The organism is Paenarthrobacter sp. PPS72 (assembly GCF_048537125.1).
Taxonomy (GTDB): Bacteria; Actinomycetota; Actinomycetes; order Actinomycetales; family Micrococcaceae; genus Arthrobacter; species Arthrobacter nitroguajacolicus_E.
Map to the genome: position 1 here is coordinate 68,510 of NZ_JBLYIE010000038.1, position 16,474 is coordinate 84,983.

A 16,474-nucleotide genomic window follows, 5' to 3' on the forward strand; every position below is an offset into this window, starting at 1 on the left:
ACCCCGCGCAATCCGCGGGCAGGAAATGCAGGTAACAATGACAACACTTATAGAGGTCCCCGAGGCTGAACCCGGCATCGTTGCTCCCAAGAGCAAATCCAAAGCCGGGGGAGGGCTCGGCAGATACATCGTGGTCAGGTTTTTCCTGATCATCCCCACAGTCTTCATACTGGTCACACTCGTTTTCTTCCTGATGAGGGTCATTGGCGATCCCATCACGGCATCCCAAGGTGGACGTCTGCCCCCGGACGTCCTGGCCCAGCGAATACAGGAGGCCGGATACGACCGGCCCGTTTTGGTCCAGTACTTCGAGTACCTTGGGCAACTCATCACAGGCAATTTCGGCAGCACCATCACAGACCGGCGACCTGTGGTGGAAGTGCTCACCACTTTCGGCGCAGCCACGCTTGAGCTTTCGATAAATGCACTGCTCGTCGCGCTCGCCGTGGGCATCCCGTTCGGTCTCATTGCGGCACAGCACAGGGACAAGACTCCTGATGCGTTTCTGCGGTTCTTCGCCATCCTCTGCTACGCCACACCGGTGTTTTTCTCCGGACTGCTCCTCAAGCTGACGTTTTCCGTATGGCTCGGATGGTTCCCCGTGGCTGGTCGAGCCTCCACCCGGACGGAACTGACCATGGGCGGCCTCGCTGCACCGTCGGGCATCTATTGGTTGGATGCCTTGCGCAGTGGCAACTTTGCGGCCTTGGGAGACATCGCCGCCCACGCAGTGCTCCCCGCGGTAGCCCTGGGATTGTTGACCGCCGGTGTCTTCCTGCGCCTGGTGCGCACGAACGTCATTGGAACGCTGGGGAAGGACTACGTCGAAGCCGGGCGATCCCGCGGCGTCAGTGAGTTCCGCTTGGTGACCAAGCATGCCTACAAGCCTGCATTGATTCCCATCATCACAGTCATGGGCCTGCAAATTGCGCTGATGCTCGGTGGCGCGATCCTGACAGAAACAACCTTTGAGTGGAAGGGGCTGGGATATCAGCTGGTGCAGTACCTGAATGCCCGTGACTTTGTGGCCGTCCAAGGAATCGTAGTGCTGCTGGCCATTATCGTGGCCGTCACCAACTTCATTGTGGACATCATCGCCGCGCTCATCGACCCCCGAGTGAGGTACTGACCATGAGCACTTCCCAGTTGACCAGACCCAAGCAGCCCTTGTTCTCCCGGCTTCCTGTCATCAGCCACCTGAAGAAAAGCGTGGGACTCCAGCGAGGCATGCTCATTGTGGGTGTCGTCCTCAGCGGTCTGTTCATCCTCACGAGCATCTTCGCCCCGCTTCTTGCCCCCTATGGCTACTCCCAACTCAGTGATGCATCCGGTTCGTTTCCCACCCAGGAACCCCCGAACTCCAGGCACCTGTTGGGAACAACTGTTGGTGGCTACGACGTCCTGTCGCGGGTGATCTGGGGTTCGCAAACGGCGGTGACAGTCATCATTGTGTCCGTGGCAATGTCCCTGTTCCTCGGAGTCGCCCTTGGGCTGCTCAGTGGATACTTTGGAGGGTGGCTGGACAGGATTCTGGTGGTCGTAGCAGACGCCATCTATGCGTTTCCCACACTGCTCCTGGCAATCGTGATTTCCATTGTCATCAGCCGCGGACAATCCAGTTTCTGGGGCGGCATCTTTTCGTGTGCTTTCTCCATCACCGTAGTCTTCGTCCCGCAGTACTTCCGTGTCATACGTGCAGAGACCATCCGCCTCAAGGCCGAGCCCTTCGTCGAGTCGGCCAAGGTGCTGGGGGCTTCCAGCGTGCGCATCATTGGGCGGCACATCTTCAAGAACGCCACCCGGACCCTGCCGCTCATGTTCACCCTGAACGCCTCCGAAGCGATCCTGACACTGGCTGGCCTTGGTTTCCTAGGGTTCGGCATTGAGCCCACTTCGGCTGCGGAATGGGGTTTCGACCTCAACAAGGCGTTGGCTGATACCTCGTCAGGTATCTGGTGGACAGGAGTTTTCCCGGGCATCGCGATCGTTCTTACCGTGCTGGGGCTGACCCTGGTGGGCGAAAGCATCAACGACCTCAACGACCCCCGCATCCGTGGACGCAAGCGCGCGGGCCGTACGGCCGCACCAGCAGCACCAGGAACGTCTTCAAACCCGGCAGAGGCAGGCAAGCCATGACCACCAACCTAGGAAATGTGTCGAACCGGATCAGCACCGATAAACCGGTACTCACCATCGATCGGCTCCAAGTCACGTTCGCCACGGATGGCGGCGACGTTCACGCTGTGAAAGACGTCAGCCTGGACGTTGGAGCCGGTGAAGTAGTGGCCATCGTGGGGGAATCGGGTTCCGGTAAAACCGTGACGGCCAAGACCATCCTGGGCCTGCTTCCGGAAACCGCCGTCAGTTCAGGCGCAGTGGTGATCAACGGCAACAACGTCATCAGCGTCAGCAAATCCACGCTGCGCAAAATCCGCGGCCGCGATGTGGCCATGGTGTTCCAGGAGCCTTCCACGGCCCTGAACCCGGTCTTTACCGTAGGTTGGCAAATCGCCGAAGGCATCCGGGCACACGCAACGGACGGACGGCGAATCTCCGCCAAGGAGGCCAAGCAACGGGCCACCGAAGCACTCCGCAAGGTAGGTATCCCGGACCCTGAAACGCGGGTCAACTACTATCCACACCAGTTTTCAGGTGGTCAGAAGCAACGTGTAGTCATCGCTGCGGCCTTGGCCCTTAACCCCGGACTGATCGTGGCTGATGAACCCACCACTGCACTGGATGTCACCGTCCAAGCCGAAATCCTGCAGCTCCTGCGGGACTTGAGGGACAACTACGGAACCTCGATCGTGCTCATCACGCACAATATGGGAGTAGTGGCGGATTTGGCCGACCGCGTAGTGGTCATGTACCAGGGCGACGTAGTGGAGGAGGCTCCTTCCAGGGTCCTGTTTGCCGAACCCCGGCAGGAGTACACCAGGAAACTGCTGGCCGCAGTGCCGCACCTCGGACGAAACTCGGCCTCCGAGGGTGCCCGGGGACGGCTCCACCAGGAGGGCAAGATCCTGGTGGAAGCGAAGAACCTCACCATCGAATACCCTGGGCGTTTCGGCAGGAAAGGGTTCAAAGCCGTGGACAATGTCAGCTTCACGGTGTCAGAGAACGAGGTCTTTGGGCTGGTGGGCGAGTCCGGTTCCGGAAAGTCGACCATCGGTCGGGCCATCGCGGGTCTGACACGGACCACCGGAGGCAGCTTGAAGGTCCTAGGTTACGAGATGCTGGATTTCAGGGAACGTACCTTCCGTCCGCTTCGCAAGGAGATCGGCTTCGTCTTCCAAGACCCGGCTGCGTCTTTCAACCCGCACCTCACCATTGGCGAGTGCGTCGCTGAGCCGTTGCTTATCCACACCAAGCCAGGCGCCGCCCAGGCGAGGAAAAAGGTAGGTGAGCTGCTCGAGTCAGTCCAGCTGCCGGCGTCGTACGCGGAGCGGTACCCGCACGAGCTCTCCGGTGGGCAGCGGCAACGCGCATCCTTGGCGAGGTCTTTGGCCCTCAACCCGCGCCTCCTGATCGCCGACGAACCGACGTCCGCCCTGGACGTCTCGGTGCAGGCCAAAGTCCTGGACCTGTTCAAGGACATTCAGGAGCAATATGGCTTCGCGGCTCTCTTCATCAGCCACGACCTCGCGGTAGTGGATATGTTGTCCCACTGGGTTGGCGTGCTGTACAAGGGGCAGCTGGTGGAGCAGGGGATCGGCAACCATGTGATGGGCTCGCCGCAGCACGACTACACCAAGAGGCTCATTGCCTCGCTGCCGGTGCCGGACCCGGACGAACAAGCACGACGACGGGAAGCGCACCGCACGCTGCTTGGCGGCTAGAGGCCTCCACGGGAATCCGTAGAACAGGAGGCAGGTATGCCCCCTCATCTTGAGCGGCATACCTGCCTTCGGGTAAGCGGTGCGGTACCACCGTAATATCGTCGAATTCATGTCCTGTTTCGGCCGGAGGTAACACCCGCGGGTGTATCGCCCCACACCATAGACTGGGGTGCATGACCGAGCAGAACAATGCCCTTCCCGATGACGCCGATTCCTTCAACCCGGCAGCGAGTTCCCTGGCCGGCCAAGTGGACCGTGCCGTCATGGATGAGCTGCTCTCCATCCGGTCCAGCATCGACAACATCGACGCAACACTTGTTTTCCTGCTCGCGGAACGCTTCAAGGCCACCCAGAAGGTAGGAATCCTTAAGGCCACGCACAAGCTTCCTGCCGGAGACCCGGGCCGCGAGTCGGCCCAGATCGCCCGTTTGCGCCGGCTCGCCGAGGATGCACACCTTGACCCGGCCTTCGCGGAGAAATTCCTCAACTTCATCATCAGTGAAGTGATCCGCCACCACGAGGCAATCGCCGAGGACCACCAGATCTCCAGCCAGCAGGCCTGATCAATGACGCAAGTGGATAACCTGCGCGCCAGCGCTACCGCACTGGGGCCGTGGCCGGGGAGCGACCCCGCTGAGGCAACCCGGATTATTCGGGGAGAATTTGGAGACCCCCATCTTCCTTTCCTGCCCGAACTTCCTGATCGCGGGGTGGGCTCGGATGCTGTGGGAAGGACAGGCTCCCTGCTGGTCGATCTGGCGATCGATGTCCAACCGCACGGCTGGCGCCTGGTGGACAGGCCAGGGAAGGATGCCCAACGCGCCCGTTCGGCGCTCTCGACTGACATCAACATTCTGGCCGACATCGCTGGCTCCGAGGATGTCTCAGCAACGGAGTTCAAGATCCAGTTGCTGGGCCCCATGAGTCTTGCCGCCAATCTGCACTTGCACAATGGGGAACGGGCGCTCCTGGATTATGGAGCCCGCAGGGACATCGCGGAATCTCTGGCAGCCGGCGTCGCAGGACACCTCAGCCGCATCGCCACGGCTGTCCCCGGTTGCCGTCTGGTGGTTCAGGTCGACGAGCCGGACATCGCTTCCGTTATGGCCGGCACGATCCCGACGGCGAGCGGCTACCGAACGTTACGGTCCATATCCGGCGAGGAAGTAACCGGTATGTGGCGAGTGGTCATTGACGCTCTCAAGACTGCAGGCGTCACCGAGACCGTGGTTTCCGTACCCGAAATCGAAGCGCCCATCGACCGGATTCTCGCCTCCGGAGCTGACGGCATCGCTGTGCCCTTGAGAGCCCTGACAACACGCCAATGGGAGCAGCTTGCCGCTGCCGTCGAGGACGGAAAACGCGTGTGGGCCGGCGCACTGTCCACCAGCGACCCACAGGCACAACTGCCACGCACGGCCGAGGTTGTTGAAAGCATTTGGAAGCCGTGGCGGCAGCTGGGCCTTCCCGCCTCCGGCCTGTCGGGACTTCGCGTCACACCATCGACGGGACTGGCGGACTTCAAGCCTTCAACGGCCAAGGCCGTGCTGACCAAACTGACCCACGTGGCTGACGGCCTGGACCAGCTGGCTCAGGGCTGACTGAAAAAAGAATCAGATTCTCTTTTCCCAACGGTCCGGTTCCGCGTAGCGAGGGAGCGTGGTACCAGTGGCTGCTCCAGGCAGATACGGTGCCAAGCGGTAATCGAAGCGTCCTGCATATACAAGCACCAAACCGATTTGGGGCTGGATGACCTTGACCTGGATGCGGTGCTTGCCTTCTTCGCTGTCCCACCACTGCTCCGCGTAGGCACGTGCATCCAGTGCGTCCGGCAAAGGAATTCTCAACGGGCCCAGGAACAATCTGCTTGCCTTGGACACGCCACGAAGGCGGCCCTCCGAGGTCACGCTGACATCCAAATCCGTGACCAAGCGGCGATAACTCCCCACATGGTCCACCAAGCGGGCATCGCGGTGGCCGGGGCCAGTGACGATGGCGCTCGTCGTATCGTGGAACAGCCGTGTACCCGAGGGGAAGTAGATCTCACGGCGGGCGGTAAGGGCGGGGCGCCCGAAGGGATCCAGATGGGCGTGGTTTTCAATCCGGAACCGAATCCCCTCACCGTATTCCGGGAAGAAAGCCTCCTCGCTCCCTGTCAGTGCAAGCAGTGGCCGCAACCACTTTTGCCGGCATCCGACAACGTCAAAGACTCCTTCGCCGATTCCATACGATCCGGAGCCGGCCGCCAACGAAAAATACTCTTGGAGCTCTGGGGATAGCTTGGTGAATTCGTCACCGAGTGCCAACTGGTAGATGGGGCTGTCCATGGCGGTCCTTCCGTGTACGTGGAACTAAAGTCCGGGACTAAAGCCTTCCGGCTGCTTTGAGTCGAATGTAGGCGTCAGCGAGAAGGGGAGGGACATCGTGGGGTTCGGCATCCACCACTTCGGCTCCGAGTTGCCGGAGTTGCGCCGTCACCGCGGAGCGCTCCAACAGGGCGCGTTCTGCAGCGGCTGCACGGAAAACCTGGCTGGCAGTGGTTCTTTCCTCTTTCATGGCTGCAAGCAGGGGATCCCGAACCGATGCCACTACCACGACGTGTTGGCGGGACAGTTGGGCCACCGTGGGGAGGAGCCCTTCTTCGGGGGCGCCGCCGTCGAGCGCCGTCAACAGCACCACCATCGAGCGGTGCGCCGAAACGGCCCGGACCTGCGCGGGAACCTGCTGCCAATCGAGTTCAATCAGTTCAGCCTCCAAAGGGGCCATAGCTTGGACGAGTTGACCCAGCAGATTGCCTTTCGACGCCGATTCAACGCGTGCGCGGAGCCGCCGATCGTAGGCGAGGAAGTCCACGCGGTCGCCTCCGCGCTCGGCAAGCACTGCGAGCAGCAGCGCCGCCTCAATCCCTGTATCCAGCCGGGGTTCATCCTCGATTCTGGCCGCTGCCGTGCGTGAAGTATCAAGCACGATGACCACCCGACGGTCGCGCTCCGGGCGCCAGGTCCGGACCACCACGGATGTCCGCCGCGCGGTGGCCCGCCAGTCGATGGACCGGACATCGTCACCGCGGACGTAGTCGCGCAATGAGTCGAATTCTGTACCTGCCCCACGGATCTGCACGGCGGCCCTGCCATCAAGTTCCCTGAGCTTGCGGAGTTTGGAAGGGAGATGACGCTTCGAATGGAACGGGGGGAGGACCCGCAGCTGGCCAGGCAGGACGCGGGTGCGCTGTCTCGCCGCCATTCCGAGGGGACCCAACGATCGGATGGTCACGTGGGGGCTTTTGAGGTCGCCGCGCCGGCGAGGAGCCAGGGCCACTGTCATGCGGCGGCGCTCGCCAGGCGGGACCACCAGGGACTGTGAAGGGTTGATCGCACCTGCCGAAGGCTGCCATGTGTCCTTTAGCCTGGCGCGTAGTTTGCGTCGGGTGGGGTTGGTGACGGTCACAACGGAGTCAACGCTGCCTTCAAGCGTCACGTTTCCAGGTTGCGCACGATCCAAGGCAAGTTTCGCGGGCGATGCCGCCAATGCAAGATCCGTAAGCAGGAATAGCAGGAGTCCCGCAGCCACGAACAGGACGGTGGACCACGCGGGGAAAACCACCAAGGGCACCAACCCCAGAAGGGCAAGCAACACGAAACGACCCGTAATGGCCACTCAGGCCCCCTCGACCAAAGCTGGTGCGGAGATCACCGCGGCACCGGGACGGACGCCAGGATACTGCCCAGGACATCGTCCACTTGGATGCCGTCCATTTGGGCTTCCGGCCGCAAGCCCACCCGGTGCCTCAGGCATGGCAGCGACAATGCCTTGACGTCGTCCGGAGTCACGAAGGACCTGCCGGACAACCATGCCCACGCTTTGGAAGTGTTGAGCAAAGCGGTGGCCCCACGGGGTGAAACGCCGAGGTGGAAAGAAGGCGCGGACCTTGTAGCGCGCACAACGTCAACGATGTAGGAGAGGATTTCCGGGGCCACGGCCACTTGTGCCACAGCCGCTTGGGCGTTGGAAAGCTCGACGGCGCCTGCTACGGGCCGGACGCCGGCTGCGGACAAGTTTCTGGGATCAAAGCCGTCGGCATGGCGGCGAATGACCTCGATTTCCTCTGCCCGTCCAGGCAACGGCATGGTCAGCTTGAGGAGGAACCGGTCCAGTTGAGCCTCCGGCAACGGATAGGTTCCCTCGTATTCCACCGGGTTCTGGGTCGCCGCCACTATGAAGGGACTCGGAAGCGGGCGGGACACGCCATCCACGGAAACCTGGCGTTCCTCCATCGCTTCCAGGAGTGAGGCTTGGGTCTTCGGCGGGGTTCGGTTGATCTCATCGGCGAGCATGATGTTGGTGAACACCGGACCTTCCCGGAACGTGAACTCAGAGGTATGCGAGTCATAAACAAGCGATCCTGTGACGTCTCCGGGCATGAGGTCCGGAGTGAACTGAACTCGCTTGGTGTCCAGGCTCAGAGCGGTGGACAAAGCCCTGACCAGGAGGGTCTTGGCTACGCCGGGAACACCCTCCAAGAGAATATGTCCGCCGCAAAGCAGGGCGATCAGCATCCCCGTCACGGTGGGGTCCTGACCGACGACGGCCTTGCCCACCTCGGTCCTGACGTTCAGCAGCGACTGGCGCGCAGGATCTTCGCCCGGGTGGTGCTGCCCATCCGCTGCAGGTCCGGTTCCTTGGTGTGCCTCCTGCTGCTGGGCTTCTCGTCGCAGCCCATCCGGCTGAGGCATGGTACCGCCCGCATAGTGGCTGTTGCTGTCCGTATAGCTGTTTGGCTGGCTGCTCATCGAGCGGTCGCCTCCTGTTCGATTCGTTCGATCTGTTGTGCCCACTGCACCAGTTGTCCTTCGCTTTCCGGCTTGAAGTCGATCAGGACAAGGCGGACTTCATGGGCCGCTCCCGCCACATGGCGGGCTGTTGCGTCGACTACTGCTTCGGGGGTGGCGTCAGCTCCCAGGTTGAAGTGCCTGGCTAATCGTGACAAGGTACCTGCCCTCAAGTTCTCTGCCGCGCGCCCCACGGCCCGTGAATCCTGGTAGAGGCGTGCCCGGCCTTCTGCTGTTTCGGCGGCCTTGACTACCACGGGCAGCGGCTCGAAAACGAGGGGGCCCATGCGCCGGCCCCGCCAGGCAATAACCAAGAGAGCCACAAAGCCGAGCCAGGGGCCCGCAAAGGCCAGCCAACGCGGCGCCAGCTCATTGAGGGTGGGGTTCGAATTTGAGGCGGAGATATCTCCGACACCCGGGATGTACCATACGAGGTCCGCATTGTTCCCCAAGGTCCGGAGGGCGAGGGCGGCATTGCCCTCGATGGCGAGGTGTTGATTGTCCAGAAGTTCCCTGCTGCCCAGGACGATGACCCGCTCATCGGCTGAAGCCGCGTACAAGCCCGGTCCTCCCTCGCCGGTGGGATAGCAGACCACGGGGCCTGAAAAGACGGATCCCTGGGCGGAGACCCGGCCCGCTGCCTTGGCATCTTCCTGGTCGCAACCGGGTTCGATCGCCTGTGTAGCTTCCGGAACCACACCGCCGGGTCGAATGCCTTGATCCAGTCCGTTGAGTGTCCTGAGTCGTGGAGTAACCACCACAACACGGTCCGCTGCGGCAGTGACTTCCTCCAGCTGGGACCGGTCCAGAAAGCCCTGTGCGTCAAAGAGGAGGACTGTGGCTTCGTCCTTGGCAGACAACGCCTCCAGTGTGTCTTCGAACGTGTCTGTTGGAGTGACGGATACACCGTTGCGTCCGAGGATTTCGGCTGCGGCCATGGCCCCATCGGGTGCAGGATTCCGGGCCGACAGCCGCCGGGAATCCGTTGCACCGGCGACGCTGTTGATAGCCAGGAAGGTCACCAAAGCAGCTAGTAGGGTGCCCAGGGCAATCCATGCGAGGTGCTTCCGGAACCAGGCGCTGAAACCCTGTCCCAAGGAAAGTCTTTTGGAGGGGGTGTGGTTGCTGCCCGGGGTGATACCTTCCAGGGTGGTTGTCATCGGGGAACCGCGAATCCGGCGTGGGCTTGACCCGCGAAGTCGGGCTTTAGCGCAAGAAGGTCAGCATCCAGTTGGCGGACAGACTCATAATCTGCCCTCGTCGCGGCCTGTTCGCCATACAGCACGGCGTCGAAAACACCGGCAGCGGCGAGCAGCCTGTCTTGTGCTGTACCAAAAACCTGGCCCAGTTGACCGGCAGCTTCGTCTGTGGTCCTGCCGGCCCGAGCATCAATGATGTCGCGTTCCTCGGCCGAACGGACAAGAGCGCGAAACTGATCGACGACGGCGGCCGGCCAGTTGCCGCCGTCGGCTGCTGTTGCCGCTCTTCGCCGGTAGGCCTCGGCGCCGACAGTTTCGCCGTCCCCGTAGAGGTCCCCGTGCTCCCTTGTCCTGCGGGCGTTCAGCCTGGGCCGGACGAAGACAATGGCAGCGATGATGAGTACCAAGGCAAGGACCACGATCAACGGAACGGCAAGATCGGGTCCGGTGCCAAGCCCATCACCATCCAGCGATGCCAGCCAATCCAGGAAATCGCGCCACATCTGGTCCAGCCAGCCAGGCCTTGCATCCGGGTACCTGGGATTCGATAGCTCCTCGGCGGCCCAACGCCGTGCTTCGTCGCGGTCCGGTGTAACTGGTGGTTCCATGGATGCCAACGGCGCATTGTCAATCGCGGCTGCCCTCATGCCTGAGGCTGCTGCCCGGGGGGAACGGACGGGTACGGCCCGCCATTAGGTGGCCAAACGCTGTTTCGGGTCACGGTGGATGGTCCGCCCGGAATACCGTCAGGATCGGAACCGGTTTCCATGAGCCGCATCAATTCAACGTCCAGGCCGTCACGTCGCATTCGAAGGTCCATATAGATCAAGCTCGACACAGATGCTTGAAAGGCAAAGGTCACTGACCCCACCAAAGCCCCGATCGCCGTCGAAATCACCGTGGTCAGCACCAAGGTGGAGGTCATCGAGTCGGGATCAGGGTGGGGAGCAACCACTCCACCAATGGCCGCGGAGGCCAAGGACACAGGAATCTGGACGATCTGGGCGATGATTCCCACCATGATCGCTACAACCAGCGTGATGCCGAAGATGCGCCACCAATTGTTCTTGGTCAGATTCCATGACCGGAGAAGTCCGTCGTAAACGCCTGTCCCTTCCACCACGATGGCGGCGGGAGCCAGCATCAACTTCAGGCCGATCCATACGAACACCACAACGGACCCCAGCCCCAAGGGCAGGACGAAAAGCAGCGCGCCGGGCCCCATGGCAGTGAACAGCAGGATCGCAATCCCGATGACGGCGGCAGCGGCGAGCAAGCCGCCCAGCGTGAGCAGCGCAGCAACGCCAAGGAGCGGCAGGATTCCGGGGCCCGCAAGCTTCCACATTTGCTTGAAACCCGTCCTACGGTTGAGAACCGAGCGCGAGACTGGCACCACCAGAACTCCCTGCAGGACAGATCCCAGGAATCCGATCAACACCGAAACGCCCAGGGTGCCGGCCACGAAGGCAAGGAGCGGGCCCATCGCATCGGCGAACTCTGCTTCTGAACTGACGGATTCAAGGGACATCGACAACTGGAACATTCCCAGCGTCACAATGCCAATGAAGACTGCCCCGATGGCCTGCACGATCAGTGCAGATCCGAACATGGAGGCGGCATTACGGCGGATCGTCTGGAACGAACCATCCAGAATTTCTCCGAACTGCAGGGGGCGCAAGGGAATGACGCCGGGCTTCGGGGGAGCGACATAGAGGGGCTGTCCATAAGGAGCCCCGGGCGGCCACCCCGGAGCGGGCTGGCCTGGATAATTCTGGTTCTGCCCGCCGCTTTGCGGAGCCGCCCATCCCGGGGGCCCGCCCCACTGGGGTTGGTTGCCCCACTGGGGTTGGTTGCCCCACTGGGGTTGGTTGCCCCCGTTCGGCCGGTTTTCCCCAGCGGGCTGGCCGTTCGGCGGCGGATTCCGGCCGTGCTCCGGTTGTGACACGATTTCCTCCCATAAAGTCCGGCCCGCCGACTCCCGACGTCCCCCATACGGACCTTGGCACCCAGCCTATAGTCCCGCCGTCGTCCCTCATAGCCTGCCGTCCCGGTCGCCCTCCCGGGCCCGGTTGCGGCAAGGTGCAGTACGGTTGAAGTGCCCTGGGGACGCCATGCCGTGCGCATCGCCCAACGGGACAAAGACTTGGTGATAAGGGAATATATAACTATGAAGGCACGCATTCTGGTAGTTGACGACGACGAAGCACTTGCAGAGATGATTGGCATTGTCCTGCGCAATGATGGCTTCGAGCCGGTGTTCTGCGCAGACGGCGGCCAGGCTTTGGAAATCTTCCGCTCCTCAAAGCCGGACCTCGTGCTGCTGGACCTGATGCTGCCGGGTTCGGATGGGATTGAAGTTTGCCGGCAGATCCGTGGCGAGTCGGACGTCCCCATTGTGATGCTCACCGCCAAGTCCGATACGTCGGATGTCGTTCGCGGTCTCGAATCCGGCGCCGATGATTATGTGCCCAAGCCCTTCAAGCCCGCTGAACTTGTAGCACGTGTCCGTGCGCGGTTGCGTCCGGGTGATCAGAAGGCGCCCGAAACCCTGCGTATCGCCGACGTGACCATCGATGTTGCTGGCCACATGGTGACCCGTGGCGGAGACCGGATCTCCCTGACGCCCCTTGAATTTGACCTCTTGGTTGCGCTGGCGCGAAAGCCTTGGCAAGTATTCACCCGCGAATTGCTCCTCGAGCAGGTGTGGGGATACCGCCACGCTGCTGACACGCGGCTGGTCAATGTTCACGTCCAGCGCCTGCGCTCCAAGATTGAACGTGATCCGGAAGCGCCCGAGGTCGTCTTGACGGTGCGTGGTGTCGGATATAAAGCAGGTTCCTGAGTCGCCGGTCGGCAAGACCGGCACGGCAGGCAAGGACTCCGAGCCCACACGTCCCGATCCTGCCGGTGTCCAGCAGCTGACACCGGCACAGCCAGAGTCCCCGGAAACTTCCCCCGCCCACCCCGAAGCGAGCCCTGACCAGTCCGCCAAGGAGGTCAGGGATGTTTCGTGGGTCTTGACCAGGGCGCGGATATGGACACGGCGCGGCCTGATCCTGATCCTTCGTGTTTCGCGGCTGGTGTCCATCGGCGTGCGGCAAATCAGGCCAGGTCTGCGCTTCGTGTGGCGTTCCTTGTTGCGGCGCTGGCGGAGGTCCTTGGAGTTCCGTACGGTCCTGACCACCTTGCTGCTCGCCGTGACATCGTTCGCCATCGTGGGCGCGTACTTGTCCAACCAAATTGCCAACAACCTCTTCCAGGAGAGGCTGGCACAGGCGGAATCCGAATCGCGCTTCAACGTCAAACAGGTCCAGGACACGTTCGACGGCGCGCAGGTCACCGATCAGTCAAGCGTCATCACGCTGGTCTATGACACGTTGACCGCTGTGGAAGGCCGGGGTTCGGTCATCCAGCGCCGGTACGTGTTCGAGGCGGCTCCCGAACAAACCAAACCCCGTAACCGCTGGGTTGAGTCGCGTGCGTCGGACCAGCTGACAGTTCGGGTGATTCCCCCGGAACTGCGTAAGGCCGTTCAAAGTGGTGGCAAGCAACAGTTCTGGGCATCGACGCAGTTCCCGGTGGGAAACGAGGACAGGCCCGGCATCGCCGTGGGGAACATGGTCACGTTCAACGGAACTGCCTACGAGCTATACCTGATCTATGACCTCAACACTGCCCAGCAAACTCTGGACGAGATCCAGAACGTCTTGTGGGCTGGCGGCGCTGCCCTTGTCCTCATGATCGGTGCCATTGCCTGGTATGTGACCCGTAACGTCGTCAGTCCGGTTAGTCACGCTGCCGTCGTATCGGAAAAGCTTGCTGCCGGTCAACTACAGGAACGAATGGTGGTCAAGGGCGAAGACGAAGTTGCGAGGTTGGGCGCTTCCTTCAACCACATGGCCGCAAGCCTCCAGGAACAGATCACGCAGTTGGCTACTTTGTCGCAAATGCAACAACGCTTCGTTTCTGATGTGTCACATGAACTGCGTACCCCACTCACCACGGTACGTATGGCCGCTGAGGTCCTGTTTGATGCACGGGACGACTTCGATCCCATGAATAAGAGGTCGGCGGAGTTGCTGTATCACCAGGTTGAGCGCTTTCAGTCGCTGCTTTCCGACCTGCTCGAGATCTCTCGGTTCGATGCAGGCGCTGCTGTTCTTGACGCAGAACCACAGGACATTTTCCAAGTGATTTCGCACGTTATGGAAGGTGCGGCGCCGGTGGCAGCAGAGTACGGTTCCGAGGTCCGGCTGAACGCCCGCCAAAAGAGCATCATCGTGGAGATGGACTCCCGCAGGATCGACCGCATTCTCCGTAATTTGCTGCTTAATGCACTGGAACACGGCGAGGGCAAACCAATCCATATATCAGTTGCGGCAAACCACGATGCTGTGGCGGTATCCGTGCGCGACCATGGCATCGGGATGACCCAAGCCGAGGCGGCCAGGGTCTTCGACCGCTTCTGGCGGGCGGATCCTGCCCGGGCGCGGACCACCGGAGGAAGCGGCTTGGGCCTTTCCATCGCAGCCGAGGACACCAAGCTTCACAACGGTTGGCTTCAGGCCTGGGGCCGAAAGGGTGCCGGTTCCAACTTCCGATTGACGCTTCCGCTGCGGCAGGGAGGCACTATTGTGAAGTCGCCGCTTCAACTGGAGCCTGCGGACATCGGATTCCCGGGGTCTGCCAGCGAACGGCAGATGCTTGTTCTTGGCCCGGACTCCGGAGGCTCGCCCCAGCCGTCCCAAGCCGACGGCGGAAAGCCACTGCCTGGCCACGGAGGAGTAGGGGAGGACTCGTGAGAAGGCTGAGTTTAGGGCGCAGCAGGGCAGTCATAGCGCTGTTTGCCGTGCTGATGGTCCTACTGGCATCCTGCGCACAAATTCCCCGCTCAGGACCTGTTGGCAAGAGCAAAGATGAAGGCGCCGGAAATCCCAACGCCCCGGTCTTTTTCCCTGCTGCTCCGCGTGCCGGTTCAAGTCCTGCGACTGTGATTGAAGATTTCTACATGGCCGGCAGCGGGTATGAAGACGACTATCCCGTGGCACGCCAGTTCCTGACGCAAGCGCAGTCCGTGACGTGGAAGCCGGACAAGCGGGCACTCGTGTTTCGCGAGCAACAGGTAGTCAAGGCAGCGGGGGAGAACGAATACCTCTACGAACTCGATGTCGCCTATTCAGTGGATGCTGACGGCGTAGCTACGCAATTCCCGCCAGGTACCAAAGAGACCATTCCAGTTTCGCTCGAGCAGGTGGAAGGAGAGTGGCGGATCTCCAAGGTCCCTGATGGCACGGCCATTCCTGAGGAGACATTCAAAGTCATCTACGGGGCAAACCCCATCTACTTCTATGACCCGACATTCACCTACGCAGTGCCGGATTACCGTTGGTTCATCAAAAAGAGCACGGTCAAGTCCATGACCAGCGCCCTGCTGGCCGGTCCCGCCCCTTACTTGCGGGGAGCAGTGGTCAGTGCGTTCCCATCGGGAATGAAGCTCGCCCGGGAGTCGGTTCCGGTTGTATCCGGAGCCGCGCAAGTAGACCTCTCTGCGAAGGAGCTGTTCGACGCCTCCGCCGAGGACCGCCAAAGGATGCAGAACCAGTTGGCGCTAACCTTCCGTAGCCAGCCCGATGTCATCAACGTACAACTTCGGGCCGATCAGGACCTGGTACGCGTGGAGGACAACGGTACTGTTCTGCCTCCCGTACTGGACAAGAGTGTTCCTGCCCGGCAGATCGCAGTAAACAACGGCGATCTGGTGCGCTACGAAAACAACAGGGTTACGCCATTACCTGACATTCAATCAGTGGCCGGATTGGGACCGCACTCGCCTGCCGAGTCGCCCGTCTCGCAAACAGCCGCTTTCCTCAACGGCGACAGAACCACTCTGTACTCCATCGAGCCAGGGCAGCCCGCGCGGCAGCTAACCACGCGAAGTACCCTTACAGGCCCTTCCTTCAGCCCGAACGATTGGGTGTGGACAGCGGGGCCTGGTGCCAACGGGGCCGCCGAGGTTGTGGCCTACAAGCCCACAGGCACAGCTCCGGGCACCGGGGTTCCCAGCGTCACCATGACACCGTCCTGGCTGACCGGAAGGACGGTTAAGGACTTCAGGGTTTCCAGGGAGGGGACCAGGGCGCTGGTCATCTCCGAGGCAAACGGTAAGTCCGCCGTGCAGATTACGGGCATAGTCCGGAACCCCGATGGCGTTCCGAAGGATCTCACGCTTCCCATCACCTTGCTCAGCAGTACTGCCGCTGATCAGGGCGCATGGGTTAACGGCTCCACAGTGGCAGTGATGTCAGGTTCACCCACATCAACCGTTGTTCCCGAGCTGCTGTCTTTGGCCTCGAGTGAACCGCAGCAATTGGCACCATGGGACGGTTTGACGAGCCTTAGCGTTGGAAACGGGGCTGAGCAAATCTATGGACAGTCGGCCGCCGGCATCTTCCAACGCGTTGGAAATGGCTGGGAGCTTCAGTTGAAAGGACCTACAGAACCGGCTTTTCCCGGATGACCCCTCTGCTGAGCCCTTGGTTACCTCTCTTATCCGGCTTGCTTATCCACAAAAGGTGAAGGGTGCCTTTCGCAGGAAAAGCCGCAGGGC

The 16,474-nt window shown here is 61.5% G+C and carries 14 protein-coding genes; 8 read left to right on the forward strand and 6 right to left on the reverse strand.

Annotated features, from left to right (window positions below; translation table 11 throughout):
- Positions 1-37 precede the first annotated feature (37 nt).
- From ACLRGI_RS15565 to ACLRGI_RS15585, 5 genes are all read left to right on the forward strand, one after another.
- Entirely contained in the window at positions 38-1,129 is a 1,092-nt protein-coding gene (locus ACLRGI_RS15565) for an ABC transporter permease (RefSeq protein ID WP_419202520.1), read from the forward strand.
- A gap of 2 nt (positions 1,130-1,131) precedes the next feature.
- Positions 1,132-2,136 (forward strand): ABC transporter permease, encoded by a 1,005-nt coding sequence (locus tag ACLRGI_RS15570; protein ID WP_419202521.1) that lies wholly within the window; start codon positions 1,132-1,134, stop codon positions 2,134-2,136.
- The gene (locus tag ACLRGI_RS15575) at positions 2,133-3,839 is read left to right on the forward strand and encodes an ABC transporter ATP-binding protein (protein ID WP_419202522.1); all 1,707 of its coding nucleotides are present in this window, start codon (positions 2,133-2,135) and stop codon (positions 3,837-3,839) included. Before ACLRGI_RS15570 ends, ACLRGI_RS15575 begins: the two co-directional genes overlap by 4 nt.
- Before the next feature lie 173 nt (positions 3,840-4,012).
- Positions 4,013-4,402, forward strand: a complete 390-nt coding sequence (locus tag ACLRGI_RS15580; protein WP_054808477.1) for a chorismate mutase — start codon at positions 4,013-4,015, stop codon at positions 4,400-4,402.
- 3 nt (positions 4,403-4,405) lie between these two features.
- Positions 4,406-5,440 carry a uroporphyrinogen decarboxylase/cobalamine-independent methonine synthase family protein gene (locus ACLRGI_RS15585; RefSeq protein WP_419202523.1) on the forward strand — a complete coding sequence of 345 codons (1,035 nt, stop codon included), beginning with the start codon at positions 4,406-4,408 and terminating at the stop codon, positions 5,438-5,440.
- A 12-nt stretch (positions 5,441-5,452) separates the two neighbouring features.
- Here ACLRGI_RS15585 and ACLRGI_RS15590 read toward each other — a convergent pair whose 3' ends face one another.
- Genes ACLRGI_RS15590 through ACLRGI_RS15615 form a run of 6 tightly spaced genes read right to left on the reverse strand, consistent with a single transcriptional unit; the run spans position 5,453 to position 11,812 of the window.
- Positions 5,453-6,166 (reverse strand): DUF4166 domain-containing protein, encoded by a 714-nt coding sequence (locus tag ACLRGI_RS15590; protein ID WP_419202524.1) that lies wholly within the window; start codon positions 6,164-6,166, stop codon positions 5,453-5,455.
- Between the two features lie 37 nt (positions 6,167-6,203).
- The gene (locus tag ACLRGI_RS15595) at positions 6,204-7,496 is read right to left on the reverse strand and encodes a DUF58 domain-containing protein (RefSeq protein WP_419202525.1); all 1,293 of its coding nucleotides are present in this window, start codon (positions 7,494-7,496) and stop codon (positions 6,204-6,206) included.
- Positions 7,497-7,528: 32 nt separating this feature from the next.
- Positions 7,529-8,629, reverse strand: coding sequence for an AAA family ATPase (locus ACLRGI_RS15600; RefSeq protein ID WP_419202526.1), 1,101 nt, complete (start codon positions 8,627-8,629; stop codon positions 7,529-7,531).
- Positions 8,626-9,828 carry a DUF4350 domain-containing protein gene (locus tag ACLRGI_RS15605; protein ID WP_419202527.1) on the reverse strand — a complete coding sequence of 401 codons (1,203 nt, stop codon included), beginning with the start codon at positions 9,826-9,828 and terminating at the stop codon, positions 8,626-8,628. Before ACLRGI_RS15605 ends, ACLRGI_RS15600 begins: the two co-directional genes overlap by 4 nt.
- Complete coding sequence (locus tag ACLRGI_RS15610; RefSeq protein WP_419202528.1) at positions 9,825-10,475, reverse strand: DUF4129 domain-containing protein; 651 nt, start codon at positions 10,473-10,475, stop codon at positions 9,825-9,827. Before ACLRGI_RS15610 ends, ACLRGI_RS15605 begins: the two co-directional genes overlap by 4 nt.
- A gap of 35 nt (positions 10,476-10,510) precedes the next feature.
- Positions 10,511-11,812 (reverse strand): DUF7847 domain-containing protein, encoded by a 1,302-nt coding sequence (locus tag ACLRGI_RS15615; protein WP_419202529.1) that lies wholly within the window; start codon positions 11,810-11,812, stop codon positions 10,511-10,513.
- Positions 11,813-12,034: 222 nt separating this feature from the next.
- On the opposite strand from ACLRGI_RS15615, the gene mtrA reads away from it, so the two are divergent.
- Genes mtrA through ACLRGI_RS15630 form a run of 3 tightly spaced genes read left to right on the forward strand, consistent with a single transcriptional unit; the run spans position 12,035 to position 16,384 of the window.
- On the forward strand, positions 12,035-12,709 hold the full coding sequence (gene mtrA, locus ACLRGI_RS15620) for an MtrAB system response regulator MtrA (protein WP_419202530.1): 675 nt from the start codon (positions 12,035-12,037) through the stop codon (positions 12,707-12,709).
- Positions 12,681-14,669 carry an MtrAB system histidine kinase MtrB gene (gene mtrB, locus ACLRGI_RS15625; RefSeq protein ID WP_419202531.1) on the forward strand — a complete coding sequence of 663 codons (1,989 nt, stop codon included), beginning with the start codon at positions 12,681-12,683 and terminating at the stop codon, positions 14,667-14,669. Before mtrA ends, mtrB begins: the two co-directional genes overlap by 29 nt.
- Positions 14,666-16,384: an LpqB family beta-propeller domain-containing protein gene (locus tag ACLRGI_RS15630; protein ID WP_419202532.1), complete on the forward strand. Its 1,719-nt coding sequence runs from the start codon at positions 14,666-14,668 to the stop codon at positions 16,382-16,384. The genes mtrB and ACLRGI_RS15630 overlap by 4 nt, the downstream gene beginning before the upstream one ends.
- The last annotated feature ends 90 nt before the right edge of the window (positions 16,385-16,474 follow it).